The sequence below is a fragment of the Enterobacter sp. Taxon_8 genome, assembly GCF_058354585.1.
Genome location: NZ_CM177989.1, coordinates 2,931,859 through 2,957,349, shown reverse-complemented (window position 1 = coordinate 2,957,349; position 25,491 = coordinate 2,931,859). Strand labels below are relative to the sequence as shown.

Here is a 25,491-nt window from a genome sequence, read left to right as displayed (position 1 = left end):
ATTGGGGCATTGTTGCGTGCTTTATCTTAGGGCTTCCGGTTCAGCAAAGGAAATACCCATGAAAAAGCACAGTGTAATAGCCATAGCCGCTCTGGCGGCAATGAGTTCTCAGGTTTTAGCGGCAACGCCTTTCGGCATCACCAGCCGGGATATTTCCGGCGAACGGCGGTTAGCGACACAGCAGGTGTTTGAGGGGTTCGGCTGCCACGGTGGAAATACTTCACCACGGCTGGCATGGAAGAATCCCCCTGCCGGTACGAAAAGTTTTGCCGTTACGGTATATGACCCGGATGCACCTACCGGCAGCGGCTGGTGGCACTGGACAGTAGCCAATATCCCGGCGAAGACAATGACGCTGCCCGCTGATGCCGGTAATCCGAACGGCGAGAAATTACCTGCCGGCGCTGTGCAGGGGCGTAATGATTTCGGCTATTCTGGATTCGGCGGCGTATGTCCACCCGCCGGGGATAAGCCTCACCGCTATCAGATTACCGTCTGGGCGCTCGACGTGGATAAACTGCCCGTCGACAACAATGCCAGCGGCGCGCTGGTCGGTTTTATGATCAATAGTCACGTTCTGGCAAAGGCTCAGTTAACAGCAACCTACAGCAGATAAGGATGGCAGGGTGCAGGAGTTTCATTTTCGACATAAACATCTTACAGCGGGTGAAGTGACTGCCAGCAAAATGCATCGCCTGCACCAGGTTAAACTTTTTTTTCCGGCTATTTGTCATATCACTCACGGCAGTAAGGTGATTGTTCAGGATGATAACCGCCTGGAGGCGACACGGGATGAGCTCATCATTATCCCTGCCAATACGTCGATGGAAATTATTAATCAGCCTGTAAACGGGCTGTTTCACTCGGATTTGCTAATGTTATCGCCGGAAATTGTTGCCGAGTTTAAAGCGCATTACCTGAAATCCTGGCCGCGCACGACGCTGCATTCGCTCTGTGCTCCGCTGAGCGAGGGGCTGGCATTTATGTGGGACAACCTGCTGCACGCCGTGCGTCAGGAGTTACCGGAAGCGCTACAAAAGCATCAGGCCTTCGGTCTGTTGCTGGCCTTGCTACATGATGGCGTGGCGGGTCCGCTGCTTGTTGAGCGAAACAGTAACCTGACCGAGCAGGTGCGGCAGTTCATTATGCTGTCGCCCGCCAGAGACTGGACCGCGCAGGACGTTGCCAGCCGTCTCGCATTAAGCGTGCCGACGCTGCGCAGGCGGTTACGTGAAGAGTCGCAGAGTTTTCGCCAGATTGTGGAGGAGATAAGGATGGCCGTGGCTTTGTCGCAGCTACAGTCAACACGATTACCGATCGGCGAAATCGCATTACAATGTGGGTATCTTTCCAGCTCTCGTTTCACCGCCCGTTTCCGGCAACACTACGGCTGCTTACCGAAAACGCTACGTTAAGGAGAAGAAGAATGTCTAAAGTCTGCACTATTGCCTGGGTTCACGGCGTTGTTCAGGGCGTCGGGTTCCGCTACAGCACCCAGCGCGAAGCTGTTGAGCTTGGGCTAACGGGATACGCGCGCAACATGGACGACGGAAGCGTCGAAGTGGTCGCCTGCGGCGAAGCGGAGCAGGTCGACAAGCTGGTGGCGTGGCTGAAAGCGGGTGGGCCGCGCAGCGCGCGGGTTGATAAGGTCTTAACGGAACCCCATCAACCGGGGCGCGAATACGTAAATTTCGGTATTCGGTATTAAATGCACTTCACCGGCTTAGGCAGGCCGGCAATTTTGGTGGCCTGTTTTGCCGGGCCTTTCGGGAACAGACGATACAGATAGCGGCTGTTGCCTTTCTCTTCACCGAACTTATTGGCCATCGCCTTGACCAGCATGCGAATGGCCGGAGAGGTGTTGAATTCAAGATAGAACTCGCGAACAAAACGCACCACTTCCCAGTGTTCTGGAGAGAGGGTTATCCCTTCGTTTTCCGCAATTTTCTCCGCCAGCGGTTCGCTCCACTGGCCACTCTCTTTCAGATAACCGTCGTTATCGGTCTCGATCTCTTTGCCTTCAAAACTCAACATAGTCATTCACGCGTCAGTCAAAAACCGCAGCAGTGTACCAAAAAACAAAGCCCCGCATAAGCGGGGCCAGGTTCACAGCGCTGCGGTTTAATCCCGACTGGCGAAGCCCAGGATGCTCAACAGGCTGACGAAGATGTTATACAGCGACACGTACAGGCTCACGGTGGCGCGGATATAGTTCGTCTCACCGCCGCGAATGATGTTGCTGGTTTCAAACAGGATCGCGCCGGAAGAAATCAGAATAAACACGGCGCTGATCGCCAGGTGCAGGGCAGGCAGCTGCAGGAAGATGTTAGCCACCATGCCCACCAGCACCACAACAACACCCGCCATCAGCATACCGCCGAGGAAGGACATGTCCTTACGGGTGGTCAGCACGTAGGCCGAGCAGCAGAAGAATACCAGCGCGGTACCGCCCAGCGCCATGCCGATAAGGTCGCCCATACCGGCAGACAGATACGCGTTCAGCATCGGTCCCAGGATGTAGCCCAGGAAGCCGGTGAAGGCAAAGGCCGACAGAATACCGACCGGTTTGTCAGCGGTTTTGTAGGTCAGGAACATCAGACCATACATACCCACCAGCGTCAGGATCAGCCCCGGAGACGGCAGCATCAGCAGGGTGCTGGCGGTGGCGGTGATCGCCGAAAACGCCAGCGTCAGGCTGAGCATGAAATAGGTATTGCGCAGCACCTTGTGGGTGCTGAGTAGCGATGTGCGGTCGCGTGAGGAAGTAATTATACGATCCATGAGTCACTCTCTTATGACAGATGTAATTAACGGAAAGAATAGGAAACGGGGCGCCAGTCTCAAAGTGGTTTTACCCATCTTTACTCAGCAGGTTAGCGCTGGAGCTGGTTGTTTCTTCTGCATAAATACATTTCACCAGTATGAACAGCGGTTTGGCGCGATTAATCAGATCAACCTCTTATAGGTTACTGAAAATTATTGCGTTATTACCATAAGGCCGCTAAGAGTTATTTCCGGATCGTCACAAAAACAGACAATAAGGCGAAGGAAATGAAACCACAAACACGCACGCGCTTTACGCTCTCTTTACTTACCGCAGGGATCCTGTGCGCCAGCACGGCTACCTGGGCGGCTAACGTGCCGGCAGGAACGCAGCTGGCCGATAAGCAGGAACTGGTCAGGAACAACGGTAATGAGCCCGCTTCGCTCGACCCGCATAAAGTCGAAAGCGACGTCGAATTCAATATTATCAGTGATTTATTCGACGGGCTGGTCAGCGTTTCCCCGTCGGGTGAAGTTCAGCCCCGGCTGGCGGAAAAATGGGAGAACAAGGACAACACCGTCTGGACGTTCCATCTGCGCCCGGGCATCACCTGGAGCGACGGCACTGCCATCACCGCGGAAGATGTGGTCTGGAGCTGGCAGCGTCTGGTTGATCCTAAAACTGCTTCACCGTATGCCAGCTATCCAGGCAACATGCACATCGTAAATGGTGCGGATATCGCTCAAGGGAAAAAAGCCCCCGATACGCTGGGCGTGAAAGCCATTAACGACACCACGCTGGAAGTGACATTGACTCAGCCTAATGCGGCATTCCTGGCAATGCTGGCGCACCCGTCACTGGTGCCTGTGGATAAAGTGCTGATTGGCCGCTTTGGCGACAAGTGGACCAAGCCTGAACATATCGTCACTAGTGGGGCGTATAAGCTTTCACAGTGGGTGGTCAACGAACGCATTGTGGCGGAGCGCAACCCGCGCTACTGGGATAATGCTCATACCGTGATCAACAAGGTGACGTATCTGCCTATCACCTCCGAAGCCGCGGATGTGAACCGCTATAAAGCGGGTGAAATTGATATCGTGTACACGGTGCCGATCAACCAGTTTGCCCAGCTTAAGAAGACTCTGGGCAGCCAACTGGATGTCTCTCCGCAGCTGGCGACCTATTACTACGAATTCAATACCACCCGACCGCCGTTCAACGACGCCCGGGTGCGCAAGGCGCTGAACATGGCGCTCGATAAAGACATCATTGCCGGGAAAGTGTTAGGGCAGGGGCAGCGCCCGGCGTGGCTCATCAGCCAGCCGGATATCGGCGGCGTTAAGCTTCAGAATCCGGACTACGCCAGCTGGCCGCAGGACAAGCGCATCGCTGAGGCGAAAAAACTGCTCAACGAGGCCGGGTACAACGAAAGCCACCCTCTGAGCTTCAACCTGCTCTATAACACCTCTGAATCGCACCAGCGTATCGCGATTGCGGCCAGTTCCATGTGGAAAAAGAACCTCGGCGTGGAGGCGAAGCTGCAAAATCAGGAGTGGAAAACCATGCTGGATACCATGCACACCCACAACTTTGACGCGGTGCGGTACGCGTGGATTGCCGATTACGACGATGCGGCGACCTTCCTGAACACCTTCCGCACCGGCGACAGCGAAAACACCAGCCAGTACAGCAATCCGGAATACGACCAGGCGCTGGTGAATGCCGCAAAAGCCAAAACAACGGAAGAGCGGGGTAAGTTCTACCAGCAGGCGGAAGATCTGCTGGGTCGTGATGTGCCGGCCATTCCGGTTTATCACTACGTTCGCACGCACCTGGTGAAACCGTGGGTGGGTGGGTTTACGCCGGATAAGCTGGGGTACTATTACACCAAAGACATGTACATCAAAAAACACTAAGCCTGAGCGCGGGAGACTGTGCTGATAAAATCGTCGATGTGTCGTCAGTTCAACCGATTAAACACGTTTTGACTATTTTTACAGCGAACGAGTGCAGCTACTCTTTACAGCATGCGGTGAGGTGTTTATAGTTCGCCTCACTTAGGAAGTGTGGCCGAGCGGTTGAAGGCACCGGTCTTGAAAACCGGCGACCCGAAAGGGTTCCAGAGTTCGAATCTCTGCGCTTCCGCCAGATATAAACCCCAGGTTACTTGTGAACCTGGGGTTTTTGTTTTGGATTGACCGATCCGCCTCACACTTTCAAGACCCCGTTATTTCCCCGCAAAAATCAGGCGCTATTATTCACCCCCGTAAATACCTTTTCATCTCTCATCGAGGCTTTGATGCTGGAGAATGTTTTCATCAGATAATCAGCTTCCCGCCCTTTTCAGGACGGACTGGTTATCGCTGCGCTTAAACCTTACGCACGCACCTGCGGGTGTGGGCTCGTTTTTACGCATGATGATTACACAGGTTTTCCAGTATGAATTTATCCCGTCAGGAACAACGTACCTTACACGTTCTCGCCAAAGGTGGGCGTATTGTGCACGTCCGCGACAGTTCCGGCCGCGTTACGTCCGTAGAGTGCTATACCCGTGAAGGGCTGATACTGAGCGACTGCACGCTCAGCGTCTTCAAAAAACTCCGCACCAAAAAGCTAATCCGCTCCGTGAACGGGCAGCCGTACCGGATCAACACCACCGGGCTGAACAACGTTCGCGCCCAGCTGGATAATCGCTAAGTGAAATAGACAACGCCACCCTCGGGTGGCGTTCATGCATTGAACTGGATATCGTGGCGGGATGTAGGCCGGGTAAGCGCAGCGCCATCCCGCAAGAAACGCAGCGTTATGAGCGAATAAAAGCCAGAATGTCCGCGTTGATAGTATCCGCATGGGTGGTATGCATCCCGTGCGGGAAGCCCGGATAAATTTTCAGTACGCTGTTCGCCAGCAGCTTGTCCTGCAGCAGGGCGGCATTCTTATACGGCACGACCTGATCGTCGTCGCCCTGCATCACCAGAACGGGAACCGTGATGGTTTTTAAATCTTCCGTCTGATCGGTTTCAGAAAATGCCTTAATCCCCTCATAGTGGGCCTTGGCGCTGCCGATCATGCCCTGACGCCACCAGTTCTGAATCGTACCGTGTGAAATCTCGGCTCCCTCACGGTTAAAACCATAGAAAGGACCGCTGGCGACGTCGAGGTAAAACTGGGCGCGGTTAGCCGCCAGCGCTTTGCGGAAGCCATCGAAAACCTCGATCGGCGTTCCGCCGGGGTTAGTCTCCGTTTTGACCATGAGAGGCGGAACAGAGCTGACGAGCACCGCTTTGGCAACGCGCCCCTGCGGTTGGCCGTACCGGGCAACATAGCGGGCGACCTGGCCGCCGCCTGTGGAGTGACCGACGTGCACGGCATTACGCAGATCCAGGCTTTCAACCACGGCTGACGCATCGGCCGCATAATGATCCATATCGTGTCCTTCACTCACCTGGTCCGAACGCCCATGACCGCGGCGATCGATAGCGATAACGCGATAGCCTTCAGCAAGGAAGAAGAGCATCTGGTTATCCCAGTCATCGGCACTCAACGGCCAACCGTGGTGGAAGACAATGGGCTGGGCCTCTTTGGGGCCCCAGTCTTTGTAGTAAATGTTGACGCCGTCTTTCGTGGTTACGAATGCCATACTGCAGACTCCTCTGTTAAAGGCAAAACGATCGCAACCCGGGTGGAGAGCGAATCATTAATGCCTTAATTAAGTTGGCTTTTTTCTATTTCCCGTACCGACAGTACCCCTAAAGTGTAGGTGAAATAGTAAAAGCAGTGGGTTTCATTCCTGTGAAAGGCAGCGTTTTGCTTTCAGGCGGGAGGGGGAACGAAAAAAGGCTCTGGGGAGATCCTCCAGAGCCTTCAGGGCAGCATTAACTGCAGGGGCGTTTAGCGGTTTTCTTCAATATAGCGGGCCAGGTCAGCCGGGGTTTTCAGCACCGTCGCTACGTCAGTTGGCGGGATCATACAGCCGTAAACGTCCTGCACTTCCAGCACCATATCGACCGCCAGGATGGAGTCGAGAATGTCGGATTCAATCAGTTCATCGTGAAAGCCCACCTTACGGGATAACACTTTTTCGAACAGGGCGAGAATTTCTTGTTCCATAATTTTTCCTGGAGTCATTAATTTGTGCGGGCGTAAGCGTCCAGCAGCTTGCGGTCAATTTTGCCGTTGGGATTCAGCGGCAAAGCGTCTTTTACGATAATTTGTGAAGGCACCATATAGTGCGGAACCACCTTAGAAAGCGACGTTTTGATGGTATCCGGCGCCATATCGGTCACGCAGAACGCGGCAATGCGCAGCACGCTGCCGCAGGATTTCATCAGCGGCAGAACCACCGCTTCGTTGATGCCGGACATGGCCAGCAGGCGGTTTTCAATCTCGTTAATTTCAATACGGTAGCCATTCAGTTTGACCTGGCTATCGTTGCGGCCCTGGCAGTAGATAAGTCCCGCTTCATAGCCCAGATCGCCGGTCCGGTAGCCGCGAAATGCTTCATTTTCCCGACGGAGTAATTTTTCTGCGTTCTCCTGCGGTAGGCCCAGGTAGCCGCGCATGACGTTTTTACCCCAGATAATCAGCTCGCCTTCAGCGGAAATTTCCATTCTGCTCTCTGGCATCATGACCCCCACCGGCAGCACGGCGCTGTCGCTGTTCAGGATCTCATCCGTGATTTCAACCACGGTGGTCGCGATGGTCGCTTCCGTTGGACCATAGGAGTTAATGATTTTTGCCTGCGGGAAGCGGCGGCGAAGCTGTTTAACCAGCGCTTTATTCAACACTTCACCAATGAAGATAAAGACGTTGAGTTCAGGTAAATACTCGCTGTTAAACTGCGGGGAAAGCAGCTGCTGGTAAGCAAAAGAGGGGGTGGAAATCCAGGCGGAGACGGCATTGCTTTTCAGTCGTTCCAGCCAGTTCTCTTTTTGAATGTCTTCTTTGGCGTTCAGCACGATGTGTCCACCCATCGCCAGATTCGCCAGCAAAGGGATCAGGGAGAGGTCAAAACTGAACACCGCGTGGTTCATCAGCACTGGTTTTTCCGGCAGCGAAAAGTCCTGGCTGACCCATTTCATGAAGTGCCATACGCTTTCACGTCCAATCTGCACCCCTTTAGGCTTGCCGGTGCTGCCTGAGGTAAACATGATATAGGCCAAATCCTGCTCCTCCAGCACCTTGCCCGGTTCACCGGTGGCGATAAACTGCCGGGTCGCGACGTCGTAATAGTAAGGGGCGCTGGCCAGATGGCAGATCTCCCGCAGGCGCTCCTGCGGGTAAATGCAGTCCACCGGAATGTACGGAATGTTGTGCAGCAGGCAGCTATAAATCGCCACGGCGAACTCGGCCTGCTGGTGTCCGTACAAGACGACCGGCGTACCGGCAACAGGCTGGCAACGCTGATAGCGCTGCGCCCAGTCCGTCACGGCCGCGGAAAGCTGCAGCCAACTTAAGGCTTCGTCGCTGCCGCTGATGGCCGGCTGCTGCGGGGAGGCGGGATCGCATAATGCCGCACGCAAGAAATCGTGCATTTCCTGAAGATCGGAGTGATTTTTCATAGAGGTGACATTCCACTAAAGATGTAAAGGGAGCCCGCGGCGCTTCCCAGCGTCAGAATGCGTCCCAAAAACGCAACGGCCGGATACTGCAACCCGCGGTGTAACGTCGGGCTGCGTTTGGCTGACCACAGCAGCATGTTATGGGCGACAGAAATGCCGCCAAACAGCGCGCCGCTGATGACGTAATGGCGTTCCAGGCCATTCCATGCCCCCATGCAGAACAGGGTGCAAAAAATACCGATATTTTGCGCCAGCGTTTTGTTCTGACGGAAAAAGTTGAACTTCATCAGGTTCATATAAACGGGCATAAAGACCACATCGCGCAGCCATTCAGACAGGCTGATGTGGAAGCGGCGCCAGAAATCCTGCGGGTTCTTTGCCAGAAGCGGCATATTGAAGTTTGCCGGAATGTTGAGTCCAAACAGGCGGCCCGCACCGATGGCCATATTGCTGTAGCCCGCAAAATCAAAGTAGAGGTAGGCGCTGTAGGCTATCGACATCACCACGCCCACGGTCAGGGTAAACGGCTTATGGCTCCAGGGCTGCACGACGAGTGAGTCAACCAGCATCGCAAACAGGAACTTCTGGACAATGCCGGTAATGATTTGCTCCAGCGCCACTAAAAACTGTTCGCGAGTAAGGGCAAAGACGGGCTTACTGACGTCGCTCATCCATGTCCGCCAGCGGTACATTGGGCCCGCCAGAATAATAAAGGGCATAAACAGATAGCAGAAATAGTGCAGGAAATTCTGCCCTTCTTTTTTACTGCGATAGAGCAGCACGTCCACCGCGCGGAACGTCATAAAAGAGAGGCCAATCATGCTGAGATGGTTATTAACGTGCAGTTTCACCAAAAATAAAGGAAGCAGCGTTAACACAATCGCCTGCCAGGTTTTTAACCATCCTTTTTCTTTAAACGCGGCGACAATGTAAAAACTAAAAAAAACGACCGCGGGAACACGGTAATCACCCTGAAAAATATAGCCCCAGCCTAATGCGGCCAGGACGGATAAGGCCGATAAATACGTCAGGCGATGGCGTAATACGCGATTGACCAGCGCAAACGCCAGGGCGGATGAAAACAAATAGACAAAAAACATTCCTGAGCTATACATCATTCGGCCTCAGAATTTTTGATATTCAAAATGCAGCTGCATACTCATGCTGTCATCGACAGAGGTCCACGCGACGACGGTAATCGCCAGCAGGAGATAAAGGAAAAAAAGACGGATCGCAATTTTCATCATTTAAAACTCTGTGCAATAAAGCGAATCATAGGAACCCAGGCCAGTTCGGAAGGGTGCAAACGATCCCAGTTCCAGCCATTCTGATAAGGCATGGCGTACATATCTAAATAGGGGATCTGGTTTTTTTCCAGAATGGTTTTAATTTGCTTATCAACCGGGCGGAAGGTATCGGTGTTGTAAAGCGCCCAGGGGTTAACCGGGTCGACGATAGCAATCACCTGCACGTGATGTTCTTTCAGCAGCTGGACGGTTTTACTGAAAGCGGCGATTTGCGCAGGCACGACCGGCGTGTCGTCCCACTGTTGCCGCGTACCGTCCTCTTCGTAAATCGTTTTGTCCATCCACAGGGTGGCCGCGCTCTGCTGGCGTTTTTTATTTAACTCGCGGGCATTCGCCAGCTCTTTATCCCAGTCAGGGATAATGTGGGTGGCTGGCTGCGGCGGCCAGGTCTGAACCGTCTGGGGCCTAATGTTGAGCAGCGACAGCCAGTCGTTTTTTATCATGGTACAGACGTTCGCAAACTGGAAGCTCAGCTCGTCCCAGATCTGATCGGGATGCCAGCCAAAGACGCGCATTTGGCCAAAGGTTAAATGGCTTATTTCTTTACTATCAATATGCTTTAAATAATTAACCAGCAGCGGGCGAGCCTGCGGATCCTTCATCAGTGGATTAAAAATAGAGCCGGGGAAATTATCGGCATAAATAGCCGGTGGCAGCCCTTTTGAGTAAAAGCTGTCAGGCGCCAGCAGCAAAACAACTTTACTGTTTGCGTTAAGGCTATTTTTAAAACGTGAGAATAGTAAAAATTGCGTTTCATCATCGACAAACGCATCGCCATACGCCACGACGGGTTTGTGTAATTGCTTATTAAAGTAATTATATACAGCGTAATGTTCATCTTCTGAGGTGGCAACCTCAGACGCGCCAATGAAGAAAATAGCATTCCCTTCTAAGGCATGAGAAATAGTCGCAATTTTTTCCGCCTGTTCTTTAGGCGTGCCCGCCATTGATTTAATCAGCGGCTGGAAGGTGAGCGGCGGATCGAAACTCGTCACCAGCGGGTGAACACAGAGAAACAAAATGGCCAGCGTCGCCATCAGGATATGTAAGCAAAGCGAATTTTTGATTTTCATCATCAACCAGTAACACTGCATGGCAGTAATTTCTAAATCTGTGGCTACTCAGATTTATAACAATTACACAACATATGACCGTTTATTTTTATGGCATTCTATACCAGAGCGATTTAAAACGATGAGCGTTGCTATGTTACGGTATGTACAAGGTCGCGGAGAATGATGTGAAGTCAGCGTTTGGGTGACTTTTTGCGCAGTCAAACGCCTGTGGGGAAAAATAGAAAAATTCCTGCTTTACAAGGCGCTAATAGATGTTTATAGTGCGCCTCACTTTGGAAGCGTGGCCGAGCGGTTGAAGGCACCGGTCTTGAAAACCGGCGACCCGAAAGGGTTCTAGAGTTCGAATCTCTACGCTTCCGCCAAATTCGAAAACCCTGCGATAGCAATATCGCAGGGTTTTTTCGTTTTACAGCCCAATCACCAGCTCCCCGGAATGGCTTCGCGAACAGCACAGCGCCACCTGCTGGTTCGTCGCGCTTTTTTCCGCCTCCGACTGCACGCTATCCCGGTGATCCACCACGCCGTCAATCACCGGCGTCAGGCACGCGCCGCAGATCCCCATTTCGCATGACAGCGGAATGTCTACCCCGTTTTCCTGTAATACCTGGGCGATGGTCTTATCCGCAGGCACCGGCCAGCGCTCACCGGTGGAGGCCAGTTTGACCGTGAAAATCTCCCCGGTTTCACCGCCTGCGGCGGGCGCAACGGGTTGAAACGCCTCGCTGTGAAGTTGGGCGTCATCCCATCCCTTTGCAGTGGCGACCTCACACACTTTTTCCATAAATCCTGCCGGTCCGCATATCCAGGCGTGAAGCCCCGCCTCGGGCGCGGGGAGATGCTCTGCCAGCGTTATGCGCGGGCTGGCGGTATGAATGAGGCACTCGTCGAACCGGGAGAGTTCACGCGTAAACGCCGCGCTTTCGCGGTTTCTGACGTAGTAGTGCAGCGTGAACGGCGTTCCGGTTGCCTTCAGCTGCAGGGCCATCGCATACAGCGGCGTAATGCCAATGCCCGCCGCCAGCAGCAAAACCCGTTCTGCCTGAACCAGCGGAAACAGATTGCGCGGGGCTGAAATTAGCAGCTTCTGCCCCGGACGCAGTGTTTCGTGAACGTAGCGCGATCCGCCGCGCGAGGCGGTTTCCCGCCCCACGCAGATCAGGTAGTTCTCGCCGCTACACGCTCCGGTCAGGGAATACTGGCGAACCACGCCGCAGGGCAGGTGAACATCAATGTGTGCGCCGGGCTGCCAGGGTGGCAGCGCTTCGCCGTCTTCCGCCACCAGCCTGACGGCGAGGCTTTTGTCGCCCTCTCGCCACAGCCCGTCAACAATCACGCTCAGCATATCGGCCTCCGTCATACCAGGAAAAACTCGCCAAAGCCCATCTTCTTCAGCCCCCGACGGTAAGCAATCGAGCTTTTATCTGCGGGGATATGCGCTTCCAGGGTCAGGTCCAGCGGCAGGCTTTCCGGGCGCTGGGTTTCCACCATCAGACGGTCCTCTTCAAAAATCCGCAGATTGAAGGCATGCACATCCTCCACAGGAATATGCAGGTCAAAATTGCGGGCGATAGGGGCGAACATGCGGGTCACGCGCGATGACACCGGCGATGCGGCGTTCATGATCACCAGCCGCGATTCACCCGGAAAATGAATCGTCAGGGTGGCGGTGAACGGCAGGTGCATCTCAAAATGGCGCAACCACTGGAACCCTTCCGGAGCCTGCACGGGGGAACTGGCGGGATAGTTGCTCACGGAGCTCCAGTAATCCGCCACGAAGCCAAACGGCGTCTCCTGCGGCTGATAGTGGGGCACCAGCGGGTTATTGGGGTCGGCAAAGGTTTCGGTGTGGATCCAGGCAAAGTGCGCCACGTCCAGAAAACCCTCTACCTGACGTCCGGCAAAGCCGTTGACCTCAAACGCCGGGCAGTTAATCTGCTGAAATCCGGCGTCATCCCAGTGCGGCATGGTTGGCAGCGGCGCGGGGTTTTCCGGATCAAACGCCAGGCAGGTCCAGATCAGCCCGAACCGCTCCTCCACGGCGTAGTTAATCAGGTTCAGCTTCGCCGGAACGGGCTGGTCGGGGCTGGAGGGAATACGGTTGCAGCGCCCGTCCTCCCCAAAGCGGAGGCCGTGATAGGGGCAGATAATCCCGTGCTCGTCGTGAAAGCCGAGCGTCAGCGGCACGCCGCGGTGCGGGCAGACGTCACGGGCGACCACGACCTGGTCGTGGATCCGGTAAATCACCAGCTGTTCATCCAGCAGGGTCGCCTTGACCGGCGCCGGGCCGACGTCGCAGGCGCGCGCGACCGGATGCCAGCATTTCGCCAGACGCAGCCAGTCCTCTGGCTCAAACGTACAGTGGGCGGGTGGAGTTGGTTCTCTTTTCATCATTATCCCTCTTGCGTTCAGCCTAACGGGCCGCCCTGAATGGTCTCGCACAGACCGTTGATGATGCGCTCTCCGGTCTCTTCGCTAAGCTCCTGATACCAGGCCTGCGTCAGCGCCATGTCTTTCCCGTGGGTGACGTCGCAGCGTTTACGCGCCTTCAGGACCAGGTCGCGCACCCGGTCGCAGCGCAGCGCCTCGTACTGCCGCAGCGCCAGCGTAATATTATGGTTTTCACGCAGGCACTCCCCCAGCACGACGGCGTCTTCCATCGCCGCACAGCCGCCCTGGCCGATATCCGGCGTGGTGCTGTGCGCGGCGTCGCCGAGCAGCGCGACGTTGCCGCGCACCAGGCTGTCGAACGGCTCAATGTCGTGGATTTCAATGCGGTTGGTGGTTTCAGGATCCAGCGCCGCGATAAGCTTCTGCACCGGCGGCGCCCAGCCGCGGAAGTAGCCCGTGAGATCGGCGCGCAGGGTGGTGCGATCTTCCGCCAGGCCTGCGGGCAGCGGCACGTCAAAAAAGAAGTAGAAGCGTCCGCCGGAGACGGGCATCAGCGACACGCGTTTGCCTTCGCCAACGAAGGTGGTCCACTGGTGCGCCGGGGCAATCTCTTCGTCAATCTTCACCAGCCCGTTCCAGTTTACGTACCCGGCGTATCGGCGCTCCGGGGTATACCCCAGCACATACGGGCGAACCGCCGAGTGGCTGCCGTCGGCGGCAATCAGAAAATCGCCGGTTGCCGTGGTGCCATCGGTGAAGGTGACGTTCACGCCCGCGTCGTCTTCATGGACGTGTTCCACGCGCTTGCCGAACTGCACCCTGTCGCGCCCCCAGAAGTCCAGCATTTCGCGCTGGAGTTCAGCGCGCGAGACGGGGCAGGGACGTCCGCCGGTACGCTCAACCAGCGGGGCAAGGCTAAAGCGGGTCAGAGTCTCGCCGCGCCGGTAATCCTTGTAGGCCATAAAACGCATCGGCCCGCCCCAGGTCTCGATGATGTCGCCCATGCCGAGGTGCTGCATGCATTTCACGCCGTTAGGCCAGATGGAGATGGCCGCCCCGACGGGCCTGATCTCCTTTACGGCTTCAAACACGGTACAGTCGATGCCCGCTTTCTTTAGCGCCACGGCAGCGCTCAGGCCGCCAATACCCGCGCCAATCACGATTGCTTTCATGCTTCTCTCCTTTTGCAGGGTGTAAAGACATTCAGCAATTTGCGTACCAGGCTGCAGAGTGGTGAAAACGGCGTTGTAAGGGAGACGTTTGCACTGCTAAGGTGCGTAAACGCGGTGGGCGTGCCTTTTTATGAATCAAAAATTTCCAGTTGAGCTATACGGAATCGACTGTTTCACGCCCGCGTTCAGGGTGGCGTGGTTTGTGCAATAGTCTGGAGAAGGATAATAAAGGAGACACTATGATCGCACTGCACGACTTCAATCAGCTTCCTGAGAAAGATGCTCTTACGCTGCTTCAGCCCTGCGTGGCGATACCCGGCTGGGCCGACGCGCTGGCTCTGGGGCGGCCATACGCCAGCCGGGACGAATTACTCAGTACGGCAAACGCGCTGACGCAAAACTGGGACGAAGCGGCGCTGGCGCAGGCCCTGAGCGCCCATCCGCGCATCGGGGAAAAGCCCGCGGGTTCAGCGGCGGAGGCGGCGCTGTCGCGTCAGGAGCAGGGCGCTGTGAACGATCGCGATGGCGCCCTTGCCCAGGCGCTGCGCGAGGGGAATGCCCGCTACGAGGCCCGCTTCGGACGCGTGTTTCTGATCCGCGCGAAGGGCCGCAGCGGCGAGGAGATATTACAGGCCCTGCACGCGCGGCTGGAGAACAGCGACGCGCAGGAAGTCCGCGCCGCGCTGGAACAGCTGTGGGAAATTACGCTGCTTCGGCTGGAAGGAGTTATTAGCGAATGAGCACACTCAGCACCCATATTCTCGATATCTCAACGGGCAAGCCCGCGGAGGGCGTAACGGTTCATCTGCAACAGGACGGGAAGACGCTGGCCACGGGCGTGACCAACGCCCAGGGGCGCATCGCCGCGTTCGTTGCCTCTCTGCCCGCGGGCCGCTATCGGCTGGTGGCGGAGATCGGGGCGTGGTTTAGCGAAACCGGTCGCGACACGCTCTATCCCAGTGCGCAAATTGATTTTGTGACGGGAGAAACGGCAGACGAGCATTTCCATCTGCCGTTTGTGGTTGCCCCCGGCGGATGGTCAACCTACCGGGGCAGTTGACCACACCCGCTCGCCGTTGACCCAGGTCTCGCTGATGTTGCGCTCGTCTCCGAGGGTCATCAGCACAAAAAGCTGCTCGTAGATATCCTGACAGCGGCGATTGCGCAGGCGCTGCAGCGGCGTCACGTCGGGATCGATGACCACAAAATCCGCCTCTTTGCCGGGTGTGAAGTTGCCAATCTTATCGTCCAGCCGGAGGGCGTGCGCGCCGCCCAGCGTGGCGTGGTAAAACGCCTCGCTGGCGCGCAGGCGGTAGCTCTGAAGCTGGCCGACCTTGTAGGCTTCCCCCAGCGTGCGCAGCATGCTGAAGGTCGTGCCCGCCCCAACGTCGGTGCCGATGCCCATCCGCACCCTGTGCTGCCAGCAGGCGGGCAGGCGAAACAGCCCGCTGCCGAGAAACAGGTTAGAGGTGGGGCAAAACGCCACCGCCGAGCCGGTGTCATGCAGGCACTGCCACTCGCTGTGGTGCAAATGGATCGCGTGGGCAAACACGCTGCGCTCGCCGGTCAGGCCGTAGTGGTGATACACGTCCAGATAGCGCTCGTGCTCCGGCCAGAGGTCGCTTACCCAGGCCACTTCGTTGGGGTTTTCGCTCAGGTGGGTCTGCAGCCAGGCGTCCGGGAACTCCTCTCTGAGCAGGCTGACCGCCGCAAGCAGCTCGGGGGATGACGTCGGGGCAAAGCGCGGCGTAATGGCATAGCCCAGCCGTCCCCGGTGGTGCCAGCGCTGGATTAGCGCCCGCGTCTGCCGGTAGCTCTGCTTCGCGTCTTCGCTCAGGTAGTCCGGCACGTGTCTGTCCATCATCACCTTTCCGGCGATAAGGCGCATGTTCAGGCGCAGGGCCTCGGTAAACAGCGCTTCGACCGATTCCGGATGCAGCGTGCAAAACACCAGCGCGGTGGTGGTGCCGTTGCTGACCAGCTGCTGTATGAAAAATTCGGCGATCTCTTTCGCGTAGGCCTCATCGGCAAACTGGCTTTCCACCGGGAAGGTGTAGGTGGTCAGCCACTCCAGCAGCTGTTCGCCAAAGGCGCCGATCATCTCCGTTTGCGGGTAATGGACGTGGGTGTCGACAAAACCGGGCAGCAGCAGCCTGCCGCGCAGGTCGGTGTAGCCCTTGTGGGGGTCAAGATACTGCTCGCCCTCCTGCCACGGCATCTGCGCCAGAATTTTCCCGCTCTGTATAAACAGCAGCCCGTCCTCAAGGTAGCGCGCGTGTTGAGCAATGGCGTCTGCGCTGTCGCAGACCCGGGCAATATCAAAAAATGCACCGCGTATCGCAGTCTGGTATTCCATCATGGTTCCTGCCTTCGTGTTTGCGTAGCGGGGGGTGAGAAGGCTCAGCAAGAACGGTGCCAGAATGAAAGGGCCGCAGATACGCTGCGGCCGGAGGGAGGGGGTTACTCTTTTTGCGTTGCCACGCGGGAGCTGAACGACGTCGCGTCCGCCGTCTCACGATCTTCCCGCGCCAGCCAGCGGTAGGTCACGCCGCCGAGGAAGACGCCGATAAACCAGCTGAAGTTCGCCACCTCATGCAGGGCCGGGATAAAGCTAATCACCAGGCCCACGGCAACGGATGGGATCAGCGCGCCAATAGCTTTCGGGTTAAAGCCGTTGCGGTACCAGTATTTACCCTTTGGCGTGTCGTCGAACAGATCGTCAACCGACACCTTGCCGCGCTTAATCAGGTAGAAGTCGGCAATCAGAATGCCGAACAGCGGGCCGATGAACGCCCCGAGCACGTCCAGGGTGTAGTGGATAAGCTCCGGCGAGTTGAACAGGTTCCACGGGGTGAGCAGGATCGAGCCGACGGCGGCAATCATCCCTCCGGTGCGGAAGCTGATTTTCTGCGGCGAGCAGTTAGAGAAATCAAACGCCGGCGAGACGAAGTTTGCCACGATGTTGATCCCTATGGTGGCGGTGATCATCGTCAGCAGGCCAATCGCCACGGCCAGATCGTTGCCCACGCGGCTGACGGTCTCAATCGGGTCGGTGATCATGCGGCCAAACAGCGACTGGGTGCCGGAGACAATGACTACGGTGACGATGGAGAACAGCAGGAAGTTAAACGGCAGGCCCCAGCGGTTGCCGCGGCGGATCTCGCCCATGCTTTTACCGTAGCGGGAGAAGTCGCCAAAGTTGAGCAGCGGGCCGGAGAAGTAGGAGACTACCAGCGCGGTGGCGGTGATCATCTGCCAGGTCTGCTCGCCCGCGCTCAGGGATTTGCTGGCGAGGGTAAAGGATATCCCGTCAAAACCGGTCTTGTATACAATCCAGCCTGCGAGGGCAAGCATCACCACGTAGACCGCCGGACCGGCGATATCAATAAAGCGCTTGATGGCGGTCATGCCGTGCCAGAAGACCATCGCCTGCAGGACCCACATAATAGCGAAGCAGATCCAGCCCAGATGAGACAGGCCCAGGAACGCACCGGCGGTGAGCGAAGAGAGCGATGGCCAGAACTTCAGCGCCACCAGCATCAGGGCGTTGGCGGCCAGATAGGTCTGAATCCCGTACCACGCAAAAGCGATCAGCCCGCGGATCACCGCCGGAATATTGGCTCCGAAGACGCCGAACGCCTGACGGCTGATCACCGCGTAGGGCACGCCCGCCATCTGGCTCGGTTTGGCCACCAGGTTGGCACACAGCTGCACGATGCAAATCCCGACCAGCAGGCAGAGCAGCACCTGCCAGCTTGCCAGCCCGAGCGTAAAGAAGCTCGCGGCGACAACATAACCCCCCATGCTGTGAACGTCCGACATCCAGAACGAAAAGATATTGTACCAGCTCCAGTTCTGGTCACGCGTCGGTGCCAGATCCTCATTGCAAAGACGTGGGCTGTAAACCGCACCGGAATCAGCGGCCGTACCTTGCTGTGCGTTTTGACTGTTTGGCATGAAACCTGCTCCTGTGAATGAAAACCCGTTAAGCGGGAGTGCAAACGGTGTTGCAGGATCCAGGCCAAAATAATAAATCTTGTATGCAATATTTTATTTTTATGTATACGATTCGATAACGAAGAGTAAAAGACGGAGTGGTGAATGAACAACATAAACGCCCTGCAGACCGCGCCAGACCTGCATGACAAAGACGAATCGATCTTTCAGGCGCTGATGACCGCGATTGTCGAACATCAGCTGCTGCCGGGGAGCAAATTGCCGGAAGAGGCGCTGGCCGAGGTGTTTGGCGTAAGCCGCACGGGCATCCGCAAGGTGCTTCAACGACTCGCCGCTGTGCAAATGGTCACCCTGACGCCCAAGCGTGGTGCACACGTCGCCAGCCCGACGGTGGAAGAGGCGCGACACATCTTTCGCACCCGCGCGCTGCTGGAGGTCGCTAACCTTCCGGACGTGCTGGCGCACTGCCAGCCGCCGCACCTTGCCGCGCTGGAGACCATTATTCGCCAGGAGCAGCAGGCGCACGAGGCCTATGACGGCCCGGCGGCGATTCGCCACTCCGCCAATTTCCACATTCAGCTGCAGGCCATCTCCGGCAACCAGGTGCTCACTGAGATGGTGACCAGCCTGAGCCAGCGTTCTTCGCTGGTGATTGCCACCTGGGGCGCGCCGTGGCGTCAGGGCTGCCGCTGCAACGATCACGAACAGCTTGTGGATCTGCTGCGCCAGAAGGCGCTTGAGCCATTAAGCGATGCCCTCATGCTCCATTTTGAACATATCGTCGCCAGCCTCTGCTTCGAGCGGGCGGGCGAGTGCCTGCCTGATTTTGCCCGGCTGTTTGCCGGCCACAAGGAGTCGTAATGTCTGTCTGTATACAAGTGATCAACCCCAACACCAGCCTCGCCATGACGGAAACCATCGGCGCGGCGGCCCGCGCGGTGGCGGCGCCGGGGACGGAGATCCTCGCGGTCTGCCCGTGCGCGGGCGTACCGTCCATAGAAGGCCACTTTGATGAGGCCATCGCCGCCGTCGGTGTGCTGGAACAGATCAAAAAAGGCAGGGAACAGGGCGTGTCGGGTCACGTGATTGCCTGCTTTGGCGATCCGGGCCTGCTGGCGGCGCGCGAGCTGGCCCAGGGGCCGGTTATCGGCATTGCCGAAGCCGCGATGCACATGGCGACGCTGGTGGCGACGCGTTTTTCGGTGGTTACCACGCTGCCGCGCACGCTGATTATTGCCCGTCATCTGTTGCACCAGTATGGCTTTCAGGACCATTGCGCGGAGCTGCACGCCATCGACCTTCCGGTGCTCGCGCTGGAGGATGGCAGCGGTCTGGCGCAGGAAAAAGTGCGCGCGCGTTGTATACAGGCGCTGAAAGAGGATGGCTGTGGCGCCATCGTGCTGGGCTGCGGCGGCATGGCAACGCTGGCGCAGGAGCTGACCCGCGAGCTGCGCGTGCCGGTGATCGACGGCGTCAGCGCGGCGGTGAAGATGGTGGAATCGCTGGTGGCGCTGGGGCTGTCGACCAGCAAGCACGGGGATCTGGCATTCCCGGAGAACAAACCGTTAAGCGGGCATTTTCAGGCATTGAATCCATTTTAATTTTTGGGGGTGGCAATGGGGCTTTTTGAACAGGATTATCCGCGGGATTTGCGCGGCTACGCGGGCAACCCGCCGCACGCGCGGTGGCCGAATCAGGCGCGCATCGCCGTGCAGTTTGTGCTCAACTATGAGGAAGGGGCGGAAAACCACGTTCTGCACGGCGATGCCGGATCCGAGCAGTTCCTGTCGGACATTATCGGCGCGGCCAGCTACCCGGATAAGCACATGTCGATGGACTCCCTCTACGAATACGGCAGCCGCGCCGGGTTCTGGCGGATCCACAATGAATTTCAAAAGCGCGGCCTGCCGCTGACGGTCTTTGGCGTGGCGATGGCGCTGGCGCGACACCCGGAGATCGTTGAGGCGATCAAAGCCGCGGATTACGACGTGGTCAGCCACGGCTGGCGCTGGATCCATTATCAAAACATGGACATCAGTCAGGAGCGCGAACACCTGCATAAGGCGGTGCACGTTCTGACCGACCTGTTCGGCAAGCCGCCAGCGGGCTGGTACACCGGGCGCGACAGCCCCAACACGCGCCAGCTGGTGGTGGAGCACGGCGGTTTTGACTACGACAGCGACTACTACGGCGACGATTTGCCCTTCTGGACGGAAGTGGCCTGCAGCGACGGCACCCGCAAGCCGCACCTGATTGTGCCGTATACGCTGGATGCGAACGACATGCGCTTCGCGACCGCGCAGGGGTTTAACACGGCCGAGCAGTTCTATACCTACCTGAAGGACAGTTTTGACGTGCTGTACGAAGAGGGGGAAAGCGCGCCGAAGATGATGTCCATCGGCATGCACTGTCGCCTGCTGGGCAGACCGGGGCGTTTTCGCGCGCTGCAGAAGTTCCTGGATTATGTGCAGCAGCACGAGCGGGTGTGGGTCTGTACCCGCCAGCAGATTGCCGACCACTGGCGGGAGGTGCATCCGTTTCAGAAATAACTGAGCCGTCTTTAGCCGGGTGGCGGCTGCGCCTTACCCGGCCTACGACTACGACATCAAACTCACCTGCGCCGCCACGATCCGCCACCCGTAGGCAAACCGTACCCACGTCTGCTGCTGGCGGCCAATGCGTTCCGTCCCCGCGCGGGTAAACTCGGTGCTGCACACGGCATAATCCTCCCCAAAGGTGGTAATCACTGTGTGGCGCAGCGTCCGCTGCAATCCGGCGGACGGGCGCGCCGCCCGAAAGGCGCGGATTTCATCAATCCCGTACAGGTTTTCACCCGCTCCGAGACGCACCGTGTTTTTGTCGTGCCAGAACAGCTCGTCCAGCACCGCAACGTTGTTGCTTACCAGCGCGTCCTCATAGCGGTAAAACGCGGCGGTCACCTCGGCAACCACCCACGGGAGGTTAATGTCATCGTGATTCATCATGCTGCTATCTCCGCCGGACGGGCATCGGTGATGCCGCTCTCTTCCAGAACCCGCGCGACGCGCAGGCAGGCCTGCTCGTTAAACGGCGCGGCAATCAGCTGCAGGCCGATGGGCGCACCCTGCGCGGTGCGCAGGGGAACGGTGGTCACCGGCAGGCCCAAAAACGAAATCGGCTGGGTCAGCATCCCCATGCTGGCGCGAATGGGGAGCGGCTGACCGTTGATTTCCATGGTTTGCGCGCCCGCCAGCGTGGCGCTGCGCGGAGTGGCCGGGGCGATCAGCACGTCCGCCTGCGCAAATAAGGTTTTGAACGCCTGCCGGGCGTGAGCGCGAAACCGCTGGGCCTGAATATACCAGGCTGAGGGGATCATCGCCCCGGCGAGCAGCCGTTCGCGAGAGTGCGGCTCAAAACGCGCCGGTTCATGGCGAAGCGCGGGCAGGTATTGATTTCCCCCTTCGGAGGCGCTGATGATAAACGCCGCCGAACGCGCCAGCTCGGCGTCAGGGAACTGCAGCTCATCCTGCACGTCGAGCGCTTTCGCTACCCGCGCCACGGCGGCTCTGGCGTCTGCGTCGCACCAGGTGGTGAAATAGCCGCCGAGCACCGCGCAGCGCAGGCCATCAAGCCCACGATCGAGCAGGGGGCGCGTCTGTTCCCGGGAGCACTCGGCCTGAAAACCGTCGCTGGTATCCCGTCCCTGCAGCGCATCATACACGGACGCCAGGTCGCACACGCGGCGGGCGAAGGGGCCGATATGATCCAGGCTCGCGACAAACGGATGGCTGCCGGATCGCGACAGGCGGCCAAAGGTGGGCTTCAGGCCATAGATACCGCACAGGGAGGCCGGAACGCGAATCGAGCCGTTGGTGTCGGTGCCGAGCGAAAAGTGCACCAGCCCGGCGGCCACCGCGGCGGCTGAACCGCCGGACGACCCGCCCGCAATGCGCGCCAGGTCGTGCGGGTTACGCGTCGTGCCGTAGTGACTGTTCTCGGTGGTAAAGCCGTAGGCGTAGGCGTCCATATTGACCATCCCGGTCAGCAGCCCGCCCGCGCTGCGCAGCTGGCGCACCGCAAAACTGTCAGCGGCGGCGGCAGGGCGCTGGCTGAACAATTCGGCTCCTGCGAGGGTGGTGTGACCGGCAACGTCGAACAGATTTTTTACCGCGTAGGGCACGCCCGCCAGCGGCGGCAGGGGGCGCTTTTCCCGTCGCAGGGTATCGATATTGTCGGCCTCGGCGAGCATGCGTGCTTCCGTCACGGCTGTCCAGGCGCCGATCTGCGGGTTAACGCGCGCAATCCCCTCCAGCGTCTGTCGGGCGATCTCGCGAGCGCTCAGCTCCCCAGCGCTCAGCGCCTGCTGAATAGCGCTGATACTCATCTCGTGTAGCGTCATGCTTTATATACTCCTGCGATCTCAAGACGGTCGTCGAGCGGCAGCGCCATCAGCGGGGCGGCCATGGTGGCTATGCGGCTGAACTGCAGCTGCAGCTCGGCGCGGCGGGCGTCATCCAGCGTCACGCCGAGTACAGTTTCCATTTGCGCCAGGTATGCCTGCCAGTCGGGTTGGTGTGTCGTCATTTTTTTTCTCCTCAGAATCCGGCGGCCGCGCCGTTGCTGCGCGGGTCAAATGCCCCTTCGAACAGCCCGTTGGGGTGGCGGACAATCGCGCCCGCGTGGCCCATGGCTTCACTAAAGTCAGGGAAAAGCTCCACCTCGTGACCGAGTGCCCGCAGGCGCACGACCGTCTCGGGTGAAAAACGTCCTTCAAGCTTTAGGGTGTCCGAGGTTTGTCCCCAGGTGCGCCCCAGCAGCCAGCGCGGGCGGGAAATGCTCTCCTGTAAAGGCACGCCCTGAATCGCGTAGCGGGTAAAGATCGCGGCCTGGGTTTGCGGCTGTCCGTCGCCGCCCATCGATCCGTAGACCATCACGCGACCGTCCTTCAGACGCGCCGCCGCCGGGTTCAGGGTGTGGAACGGCTGTTTGCCCGGCGCGAGGGCCAGAAGATGGGCAGGATCGAGGCTGAAAGATGCGCCGCGGTTCTGCCAGACGATGCCGGTATCGGGCAGGACAACGCCGCTGCCGAACTCGTGATAAAGGCTCTGGATAAACGACACGGCAAGCCCGCTGCTGTCTATCACCCCCATCCACACCGTATCGCCGGGGCCTTTTCCGGTTCCCCACGGTGCGGCCCGGCCGTCGTCAACCCTGTCGGCAAGCGCCTGCAGAGCGGCGGGATCCAGCAGATCCTGAATATCGGTTTTCAGCTCGCGCGGGTCGGTGATGTGGGCATCGCGCAGGCCAAAGGCCAGCTTGGTGGCTTCAACGATGCGGTGAAGGGTTTCGGCGTCGTCGGCCTCCGCCATGTTCAGGCGGTCGGTGATGCCGAGTATCGCCAGCGAGACCAGCCCCTGCGTCGGCGGAGCGTGGTTAAAGATCTCTCCCTGCTGATGCTGCAGCTTAAGCGGCGCGGTGCGTCGGGCTGCGTGGGCGTGTAAATCGGCCAGCGTAACGGGCAGGCCCAGCGTCTCCATGCCGTGCGCCAGCACGTCCGCCAGCGGGCCGCGATAAAAACTGTCCAGACCGTCTTCCGCCAGGCGCCTCAGGGTTGTAGCCATGGCGGGCTGATAAAAGCGGCTCCCGGCCTGCGGCGGCTTGCCGTCGACCAGCCAGGTTTCCGCGAAGCCCGGCACATCCTTCAGCTCGTCGAACTTGCTGGCAGTGGCGTGAGCCTGAGAGGCCGTGACCGGCGTGCCGTTCTGCGCGTAGTCAATGGCGTCGGCCAGCAGGCGGGCCAGCGGCAGCGACTTGCCGGTCATCGCACGGGAAACCTTCAGCGCCTCGTCCCAGCCGCTGACCGTGCCGGCGACGGTTAGCGCCGCCTGCGGTCCGCGATGGGGGATCTGCGTGAGCCCGTCGTAGGCGGCCAGCGTCGCGTGCGATCCCGCCGCGCCGCTGGCGTCAATGGCGATGGGGTCGCCTTCCGGCGGTACGATAAGCCAGAAGCCATCGCCGCCCAGCCCGTTCATATGCGGGTAAACCACGGCGATGGTGGCCGCCGCCGCGACCATCGCTTCTATCGCGCTGCCGCCCTCGCGTAGCACCGTCAGCGCGCTCTGGCTGGCGAGGTGGTGGGGCGCAACCGCCATACCGTGTGTGGAGACATTACTTTGCATGAAGAGTCCTCGTAACCCTGAAAGTCACAAGGCGCTGCAAAAGCTGTTCCAGTTCTGAAAGAAAAGTTTCAGTAAACTGGCACGTATAATGAAAGGTAGAATGAAAACCAAAATGTGATGAAACAAAAGTTACAGAGGCGCTATGGAACAACTGGATGAACGTCTGAAAGCACAATACCCGTCGCTGTCGCCGCAGGAGCAGCGGGTGGCGGACTTTATTTTTGATCATTTTGACGATCTCATTAGCTACAACAGCGCCGAGCTGGCGCAGCTGAGCGGGGTGTCGAAAGCCACGGTGAGCCGTCTGTTTAAGCGTCTGGGCTATGAGAAATATAAGGATATGCGTGAAGAGCTGCGCACCCTGCGCCAGAGCGGGATGCCGCTCACCGACAATCGCGATGCGGTGCAGGGCAATACGCTGCTGGCGCGCCACTACAAGCAGGAGATGGCGAACCTGACCCAGTGGGTCAATGCCCTCGATGCGCAGCAGTTTGCCGACGCCATGGCCTGCATGGTCAGGGCGCGCCGCATTGTCATTATCGGCATGCGTAACGCCTATCCGGCGGCGCTGCACCTGCGCCAGCAGCTGCTGCAGGCGCGCGGTCAGGTGCTGGTGCTGCCGCAGCCGGGGCAGAGCCTGAGCGAGGAGCTGGTGGACTTAACGCCGGACGATCTGGTGGTCATGATGGCCTTCCGCCGCCGTCCGCGCATTATCCGCCCTCTGATGCAGCAGCTTCAGAGCAGCGGTATTCCGGTGCTGCTGATGTGCGAGCCGCAGGCCCACAGCCTGTTTCCGCTCGCCAGCTGGCAGCTCTGCGCCCCGCTGGACAGCGTCTCGGCCTATGACAGCTATTCCTCGGTTAACAGTCTGATCAACCTGCTGGCGAACGCCTTCCTGCATGAGATCCTCGATAAAGGCCGTCCGCGCATTCACGAGATTGCCTCCCTCTATCAGCAGCTGGACGAGCTCGAACAGCGATAATGGGGCATCAGGCTGGTGCTTTGCATTAAAATGGTGCGTAATGGCGGGGCGAAAATGGAGAGCATTTTCGCCTCGTCCGCGTTTTATCAGGCTTTACAAGAATATTACCCGCTTCGCCTTATCTGG

Annotated in this window: 27 protein-coding genes, 2 tRNA genes and 1 pseudogene; 13 read left to right on the top strand and 17 right to left on the bottom strand. The window is 58.2% G+C overall.

Features of this window, described 5'->3' with window-relative positions:
• Nucleotides 1-58: 58 nt before the first annotated feature.
• The 3 genes from AC4IBF_RS14180 to yccX are packed head-to-tail and all read left to right on the top strand — an operon-like array spanning nucleotide 59 to nucleotide 1,708.
• Nucleotides 59-616 (top strand): kinase inhibitor, encoded by a 558-nt coding sequence (locus AC4IBF_RS14180; RefSeq protein WP_136194639.1) that lies wholly within the window; start codon nucleotides 59-61, stop codon nucleotides 614-616.
• 10 nt (nucleotides 617-626) lie between these two features.
• The gene (locus AC4IBF_RS14175) at nucleotides 627-1,415 is read left to right on the top strand and encodes an AraC family transcriptional regulator (RefSeq protein ID WP_491462924.1); all 789 of its coding nucleotides are present in this window, start codon (nucleotides 627-629) and stop codon (nucleotides 1,413-1,415) included.
• A gap of 11 nt (nucleotides 1,416-1,426) precedes the next feature.
• Complete coding sequence (gene yccX, locus AC4IBF_RS14170; RefSeq protein ID WP_029739909.1) at nucleotides 1,427-1,708, top strand: acylphosphatase; 282 nt, start codon at nucleotides 1,427-1,429, stop codon at nucleotides 1,706-1,708.
• Here the strand turns inward: yccX and tusE are convergent.
• Nucleotides 1,705-2,034 (bottom strand): sulfurtransferase TusE, encoded by a 330-nt coding sequence (tusE, locus tag AC4IBF_RS14165; RefSeq protein ID WP_032658335.1) that lies wholly within the window; start codon nucleotides 2,032-2,034, stop codon nucleotides 1,705-1,707. The genes yccX and tusE overlap by 4 nt on opposite strands.
• An 87-nt stretch (nucleotides 2,035-2,121) precedes the next feature.
• Complete coding sequence (gene yccA, locus AC4IBF_RS14160) at nucleotides 2,122-2,781, bottom strand: FtsH protease modulator YccA (protein WP_047174510.1); 660 nt, start codon at nucleotides 2,779-2,781, stop codon at nucleotides 2,122-2,124.
• A gap of 270 nt (nucleotides 2,782-3,051) precedes the next feature.
• Between yccA and AC4IBF_RS14155 the strand changes: the two genes are divergently transcribed.
• The 3 genes from AC4IBF_RS14155 (at nucleotide 3,052) to AC4IBF_RS14145 (ending at nucleotide 5,461) form a co-directional block, all read left to right on the top strand.
• On the top strand, nucleotides 3,052-4,680 hold the full coding sequence (locus AC4IBF_RS14155; protein WP_133294121.1) for an ABC transporter substrate-binding protein: 1,629 nt from the start codon (nucleotides 3,052-3,054) through the stop codon (nucleotides 4,678-4,680).
• A 144-nt stretch (nucleotides 4,681-4,824) separates the two neighbouring features.
• Nucleotides 4,825-4,912 (top strand) — tRNA-Ser (locus AC4IBF_RS14150).
• A 291-nt stretch (nucleotides 4,913-5,203) separates the two neighbouring features.
• Nucleotides 5,204-5,461: a YjhX family toxin gene (locus AC4IBF_RS14145; RefSeq protein WP_063453335.1), complete on the top strand. Its 258-nt coding sequence runs from the start codon at nucleotides 5,204-5,206 to the stop codon at nucleotides 5,459-5,461.
• A 106-nt stretch (nucleotides 5,462-5,567) separates the two neighbouring features.
• Here AC4IBF_RS14145 and AC4IBF_RS14140 read toward each other — a convergent pair whose 3' ends face one another.
• The 6 genes from AC4IBF_RS14140 to AC4IBF_RS14115 form a co-directional block, all read right to left on the bottom strand.
• A complete protein-coding gene (locus tag AC4IBF_RS14140) occupies nucleotides 5,568-6,404 on the bottom strand; it encodes an alpha/beta fold hydrolase (protein ID WP_213751053.1) in 837 nt (278 codons plus the stop codon).
• A gap of 251 nt (nucleotides 6,405-6,655) precedes the next feature.
• On the bottom strand, nucleotides 6,656-6,874 hold the full coding sequence (locus AC4IBF_RS14135; protein WP_008499867.1) for an acyl carrier protein: 219 nt from the start codon (nucleotides 6,872-6,874) through the stop codon (nucleotides 6,656-6,658).
• 17 nt (nucleotides 6,875-6,891) lie between these two features.
• A complete protein-coding gene (locus AC4IBF_RS14130; RefSeq protein WP_115874668.1) occupies nucleotides 6,892-8,325 on the bottom strand; it encodes an AMP-binding protein in 1,434 nt (477 codons plus the stop codon).
• The gene (locus AC4IBF_RS14125; RefSeq protein ID WP_491463324.1) at nucleotides 8,322-9,440 is read right to left on the bottom strand and encodes an MBOAT family O-acyltransferase; all 1,119 of its coding nucleotides are present in this window, start codon (nucleotides 9,438-9,440) and stop codon (nucleotides 8,322-8,324) included. The genes AC4IBF_RS14130 and AC4IBF_RS14125 overlap by 4 nt, the downstream gene beginning before the upstream one ends.
• Nucleotides 9,441-9,449: 9 nt before the next feature.
• On the bottom strand, nucleotides 9,450-9,572 hold the full coding sequence (locus tag AC4IBF_RS14120) for a hypothetical protein (protein WP_256371422.1): 123 nt from the start codon (nucleotides 9,570-9,572) through the stop codon (nucleotides 9,450-9,452).
• Nucleotides 9,569-10,705: a D-alanyl-lipoteichoic acid biosynthesis protein DltD gene (locus AC4IBF_RS14115; protein ID WP_248174076.1), complete on the bottom strand. Its 1,137-nt coding sequence runs from the start codon at nucleotides 10,703-10,705 to the stop codon at nucleotides 9,569-9,571. The genes AC4IBF_RS14120 and AC4IBF_RS14115 overlap by 4 nt, the downstream gene beginning before the upstream one ends.
• Nucleotides 10,706-10,982: 277 nt before the next feature.
• Between AC4IBF_RS14115 and AC4IBF_RS14110 the strand changes: the two genes are divergently transcribed.
• Nucleotides 10,983-11,070 (top strand) — tRNA-Ser (locus tag AC4IBF_RS14110).
• 44 nt (nucleotides 11,071-11,114) lie between these two features.
• Here the strand turns inward: AC4IBF_RS14110 and AC4IBF_RS14105 are convergent.
• Genes AC4IBF_RS14105 through hpxO form a run of 3 tightly spaced genes read right to left on the bottom strand, consistent with a single transcriptional unit; the run spans nucleotide 11,115 to nucleotide 14,268 of the window.
• Nucleotides 11,115-12,050: a PDR/VanB family oxidoreductase gene (locus tag AC4IBF_RS14105; protein WP_491462923.1), complete on the bottom strand. Its 936-nt coding sequence runs from the start codon at nucleotides 12,048-12,050 to the stop codon at nucleotides 11,115-11,117.
• An 11-nt stretch (nucleotides 12,051-12,061) separates the two neighbouring features.
• On the bottom strand, nucleotides 12,062-13,099 hold the full coding sequence (gene hpxD, locus AC4IBF_RS14100) for a molybdenum cofactor-independent xanthine hydroxylase subunit HpxD (protein ID WP_143344907.1): 1,038 nt from the start codon (nucleotides 13,097-13,099) through the stop codon (nucleotides 12,062-12,064).
• 14 nt (nucleotides 13,100-13,113) lie between these two features.
• Entirely contained in the window at nucleotides 13,114-14,268 is a 1,155-nt protein-coding gene (gene hpxO / locus AC4IBF_RS14095) for an FAD-dependent urate hydroxylase HpxO (RefSeq protein WP_111964519.1), read from the bottom strand.
• Between the two features lie 239 nt (nucleotides 14,269-14,507).
• On the opposite strand from hpxO, the gene uraD reads away from it, so the two are divergent.
• Both uraD and uraH read left to right on the top strand, forming a co-directional pair.
• Complete coding sequence (uraD, locus tag AC4IBF_RS14090) at nucleotides 14,508-15,008, top strand: 2-oxo-4-hydroxy-4-carboxy-5-ureidoimidazoline decarboxylase (protein WP_143344909.1); 501 nt, start codon at nucleotides 14,508-14,510, stop codon at nucleotides 15,006-15,008.
• Complete coding sequence (gene uraH, locus AC4IBF_RS14085; RefSeq protein ID WP_133294126.1) at nucleotides 15,005-15,328, top strand: hydroxyisourate hydrolase; 324 nt, start codon at nucleotides 15,005-15,007, stop codon at nucleotides 15,326-15,328. The genes uraD and uraH overlap by 4 nt, the downstream gene beginning before the upstream one ends.
• Here the strand turns inward: uraH and guaD are convergent.
• Together guaD and AC4IBF_RS14075 are read right to left on the bottom strand one after the other, a co-directional pair.
• Complete coding sequence (gene guaD, locus AC4IBF_RS14080) at nucleotides 15,308-16,627, bottom strand: guanine deaminase (RefSeq protein WP_248173374.1); 1,320 nt, start codon at nucleotides 16,625-16,627, stop codon at nucleotides 15,308-15,310. The two genes, uraH and guaD, sit on opposite strands and share 21 nt — an antisense overlap.
• A 101-nt stretch (nucleotides 16,628-16,728) precedes the next feature.
• Complete coding sequence (locus tag AC4IBF_RS14075; protein WP_143344910.1) at nucleotides 16,729-18,225, bottom strand: NCS1 family nucleobase:cation symporter-1; 1,497 nt, start codon at nucleotides 18,223-18,225, stop codon at nucleotides 16,729-16,731.
• 144 nt (nucleotides 18,226-18,369) lie between these two features.
• Between AC4IBF_RS14075 and AC4IBF_RS14070 the strand changes: the two genes are divergently transcribed.
• The 3 genes and pseudogenes from AC4IBF_RS14070 to puuE all read left to right on the top strand — a co-directional run bounded on the left by AC4IBF_RS14070 (nucleotide 18,370) and on the right by puuE (nucleotide 20,774).
• Nucleotides 18,370-19,086, top strand: a complete 717-nt coding sequence (locus AC4IBF_RS14070) for a GntR family transcriptional regulator (RefSeq protein ID WP_143344911.1) — start codon at nucleotides 18,370-18,372, stop codon at nucleotides 19,084-19,086.
• Nucleotides 19,086-19,957 (top strand): annotated as a pseudogene (gene hpxA, locus AC4IBF_RS14065) (allantoin racemase). The gene AC4IBF_RS14070 and the pseudogene hpxA overlap by 1 nt, the downstream one beginning before the upstream one ends.
• Nucleotides 19,875-20,774, top strand: coding sequence for an allantoinase PuuE (puuE, locus tag AC4IBF_RS14060; protein WP_232057393.1), 900 nt, complete (start codon nucleotides 19,875-19,877; stop codon nucleotides 20,772-20,774). Before hpxA ends, puuE begins: the two are co-directional and overlap by 83 nt.
• A 48-nt stretch (nucleotides 20,775-20,822) precedes the next feature.
• Here puuE and hpxZ read toward each other — a convergent pair whose 3' ends face one another.
• The 4 genes from hpxZ to hpxW are packed head-to-tail and all read right to left on the bottom strand — an operon-like array spanning nucleotide 20,823 to nucleotide 24,383.
• Complete coding sequence (hpxZ, locus tag AC4IBF_RS14055; protein WP_133294131.1) at nucleotides 20,823-21,209, bottom strand: oxalurate catabolism protein HpxZ; 387 nt, start codon at nucleotides 21,207-21,209, stop codon at nucleotides 20,823-20,825.
• On the bottom strand, nucleotides 21,206-22,603 hold the full coding sequence (locus AC4IBF_RS14050; protein ID WP_133294132.1) for an AtzE family amidohydrolase: 1,398 nt from the start codon (nucleotides 22,601-22,603) through the stop codon (nucleotides 21,206-21,208). The genes hpxZ and AC4IBF_RS14050 overlap by 4 nt, the downstream gene beginning before the upstream one ends.
• A complete protein-coding gene (hpxX, locus tag AC4IBF_RS14045) occupies nucleotides 22,600-22,788 on the bottom strand; it encodes an oxalurate catabolism protein HpxX (protein WP_045334723.1) in 189 nt (62 codons plus the stop codon). The genes AC4IBF_RS14050 and hpxX overlap by 4 nt, the downstream gene beginning before the upstream one ends.
• An 11-nt stretch (nucleotides 22,789-22,799) precedes the next feature.
• Complete coding sequence (gene hpxW, locus AC4IBF_RS14040; RefSeq protein WP_133294133.1) at nucleotides 22,800-24,383, bottom strand: oxamate amidohydrolase; 1,584 nt, start codon at nucleotides 24,381-24,383, stop codon at nucleotides 22,800-22,802.
• A gap of 142 nt (nucleotides 24,384-24,525) precedes the next feature.
• On the opposite strand from hpxW, the gene hpxU reads away from it, so the two are divergent.
• Nucleotides 24,526-25,365 carry a MurR/RpiR family transcriptional regulator HpxU gene (gene hpxU / locus AC4IBF_RS14035; protein WP_133294134.1) on the top strand — a complete coding sequence of 280 codons (840 nt, stop codon included), beginning with the start codon at nucleotides 24,526-24,528 and terminating at the stop codon, nucleotides 25,363-25,365.
• Nucleotides 25,366-25,491 lie beyond the last annotated feature (126 nt).

Bases quoted from the DNA above. Each gene is read 5' to 3' on its own strand.
- AC4IBF_RS14180 (WP_136194639.1), top strand. From the start codon at position 59: ATGAAAAAGCACAGTGTAATAGCCATAGCCGCTCTGGCGGCAATGAGT.
- yccX (WP_029739909.1), top strand. From the start codon at position 1,427: ATGTCTAAAGTCTGCACTATTGCCTGGGTTCACGGCGTTGTTCAGGGC.
- tusE (WP_032658335.1), bottom strand. From the start codon at position 2,034: ATGTTGAGTTTTGAAGGCAAAGAGATCGAGACCGATAACGACGGTTAT.
- yccA (WP_047174510.1), bottom strand. From the start codon at position 2,781: ATGGATCGTATAATTACTTCCTCACGCGACCGCACATCGCTACTCAGC.
- AC4IBF_RS14155 (WP_133294121.1), top strand. From the start codon at position 3,052: ATGAAACCACAAACACGCACGCGCTTTACGCTCTCTTTACTTACCGCA.
- AC4IBF_RS14145 (WP_063453335.1), top strand. From the start codon at position 5,204: ATGAATTTATCCCGTCAGGAACAACGTACCTTACACGTTCTCGCCAAA.
- AC4IBF_RS14140 (WP_213751053.1), bottom strand. From the start codon at position 6,404: ATGGCATTCGTAACCACGAAAGACGGCGTCAACATTTACTACAAAGAC.
- AC4IBF_RS14135 (WP_008499867.1), bottom strand. From the start codon at position 6,874: ATGGAACAAGAAATTCTCGCCCTGTTCGAAAAAGTGTTATCCCGTAAG.
- AC4IBF_RS14130 (WP_115874668.1), bottom strand. From the start codon at position 8,325: ATGAAAAATCACTCCGATCTTCAGGAAATGCACGATTTCTTGCGTGCG.
- AC4IBF_RS14125 (WP_491463324.1), bottom strand. From the start codon at position 9,440: ATGTATAGCTCAGGAATGTTTTTTGTCTATTTGTTTTCATCCGCCCTG.
- AC4IBF_RS14120 (WP_256371422.1), bottom strand. From the start codon at position 9,572: ATGATGAAAATTGCGATCCGTCTTTTTTTCCTTTATCTCCTGCTGGCG.
- AC4IBF_RS14115 (WP_248174076.1), bottom strand. From the start codon at position 10,705: ATGAAAATCAAAAATTCGCTTTGCTTACATATCCTGATGGCGACGCTG.
- AC4IBF_RS14105 (WP_491462923.1), bottom strand. From the start codon at position 12,050: ATGCTGAGCGTGATTGTTGACGGGCTGTGGCGAGAGGGCGACAAAAGC.
- hpxD (WP_143344907.1), bottom strand. From the start codon at position 13,099: ATGATGAAAAGAGAACCAACTCCACCCGCCCACTGTACGTTTGAGCCA.
- hpxO (WP_111964519.1), bottom strand. From the start codon at position 14,268: ATGAAAGCAATCGTGATTGGCGCGGGTATTGGCGGCCTGAGCGCTGCC.
- uraD (WP_143344909.1), top strand. From the start codon at position 14,508: ATGATCGCACTGCACGACTTCAATCAGCTTCCTGAGAAAGATGCTCTT.
- uraH (WP_133294126.1), top strand. From the start codon at position 15,005: ATGAGCACACTCAGCACCCATATTCTCGATATCTCAACGGGCAAGCCC.
- guaD (WP_248173374.1), bottom strand. From the start codon at position 16,627: ATGATGGAATACCAGACTGCGATACGCGGTGCATTTTTTGATATTGCC.
- AC4IBF_RS14075 (WP_143344910.1), bottom strand. From the start codon at position 18,225: ATGCCAAACAGTCAAAACGCACAGCAAGGTACGGCCGCTGATTCCGGT.
- AC4IBF_RS14070 (WP_143344911.1), top strand. From the start codon at position 18,370: ATGAACAACATAAACGCCCTGCAGACCGCGCCAGACCTGCATGACAAA.
- hpxZ (WP_133294131.1), bottom strand. From the start codon at position 21,209: ATGATGAATCACGATGACATTAACCTCCCGTGGGTGGTTGCCGAGGTG.
- AC4IBF_RS14050 (WP_133294132.1), bottom strand. From the start codon at position 22,603: ATGACGCTACACGAGATGAGTATCAGCGCTATTCAGCAGGCGCTGAGC.
- hpxX (WP_045334723.1), bottom strand. From the start codon at position 22,788: ATGACGACACACCAACCCGACTGGCAGGCATACCTGGCGCAAATGGAA.
- hpxW (WP_133294133.1), bottom strand. From the start codon at position 24,383: ATGCAAAGTAATGTCTCCACACACGGTATGGCGGTTGCGCCCCACCAC.
- hpxU (WP_133294134.1), top strand. From the start codon at position 24,526: ATGGAACAACTGGATGAACGTCTGAAAGCACAATACCCGTCGCTGTCG.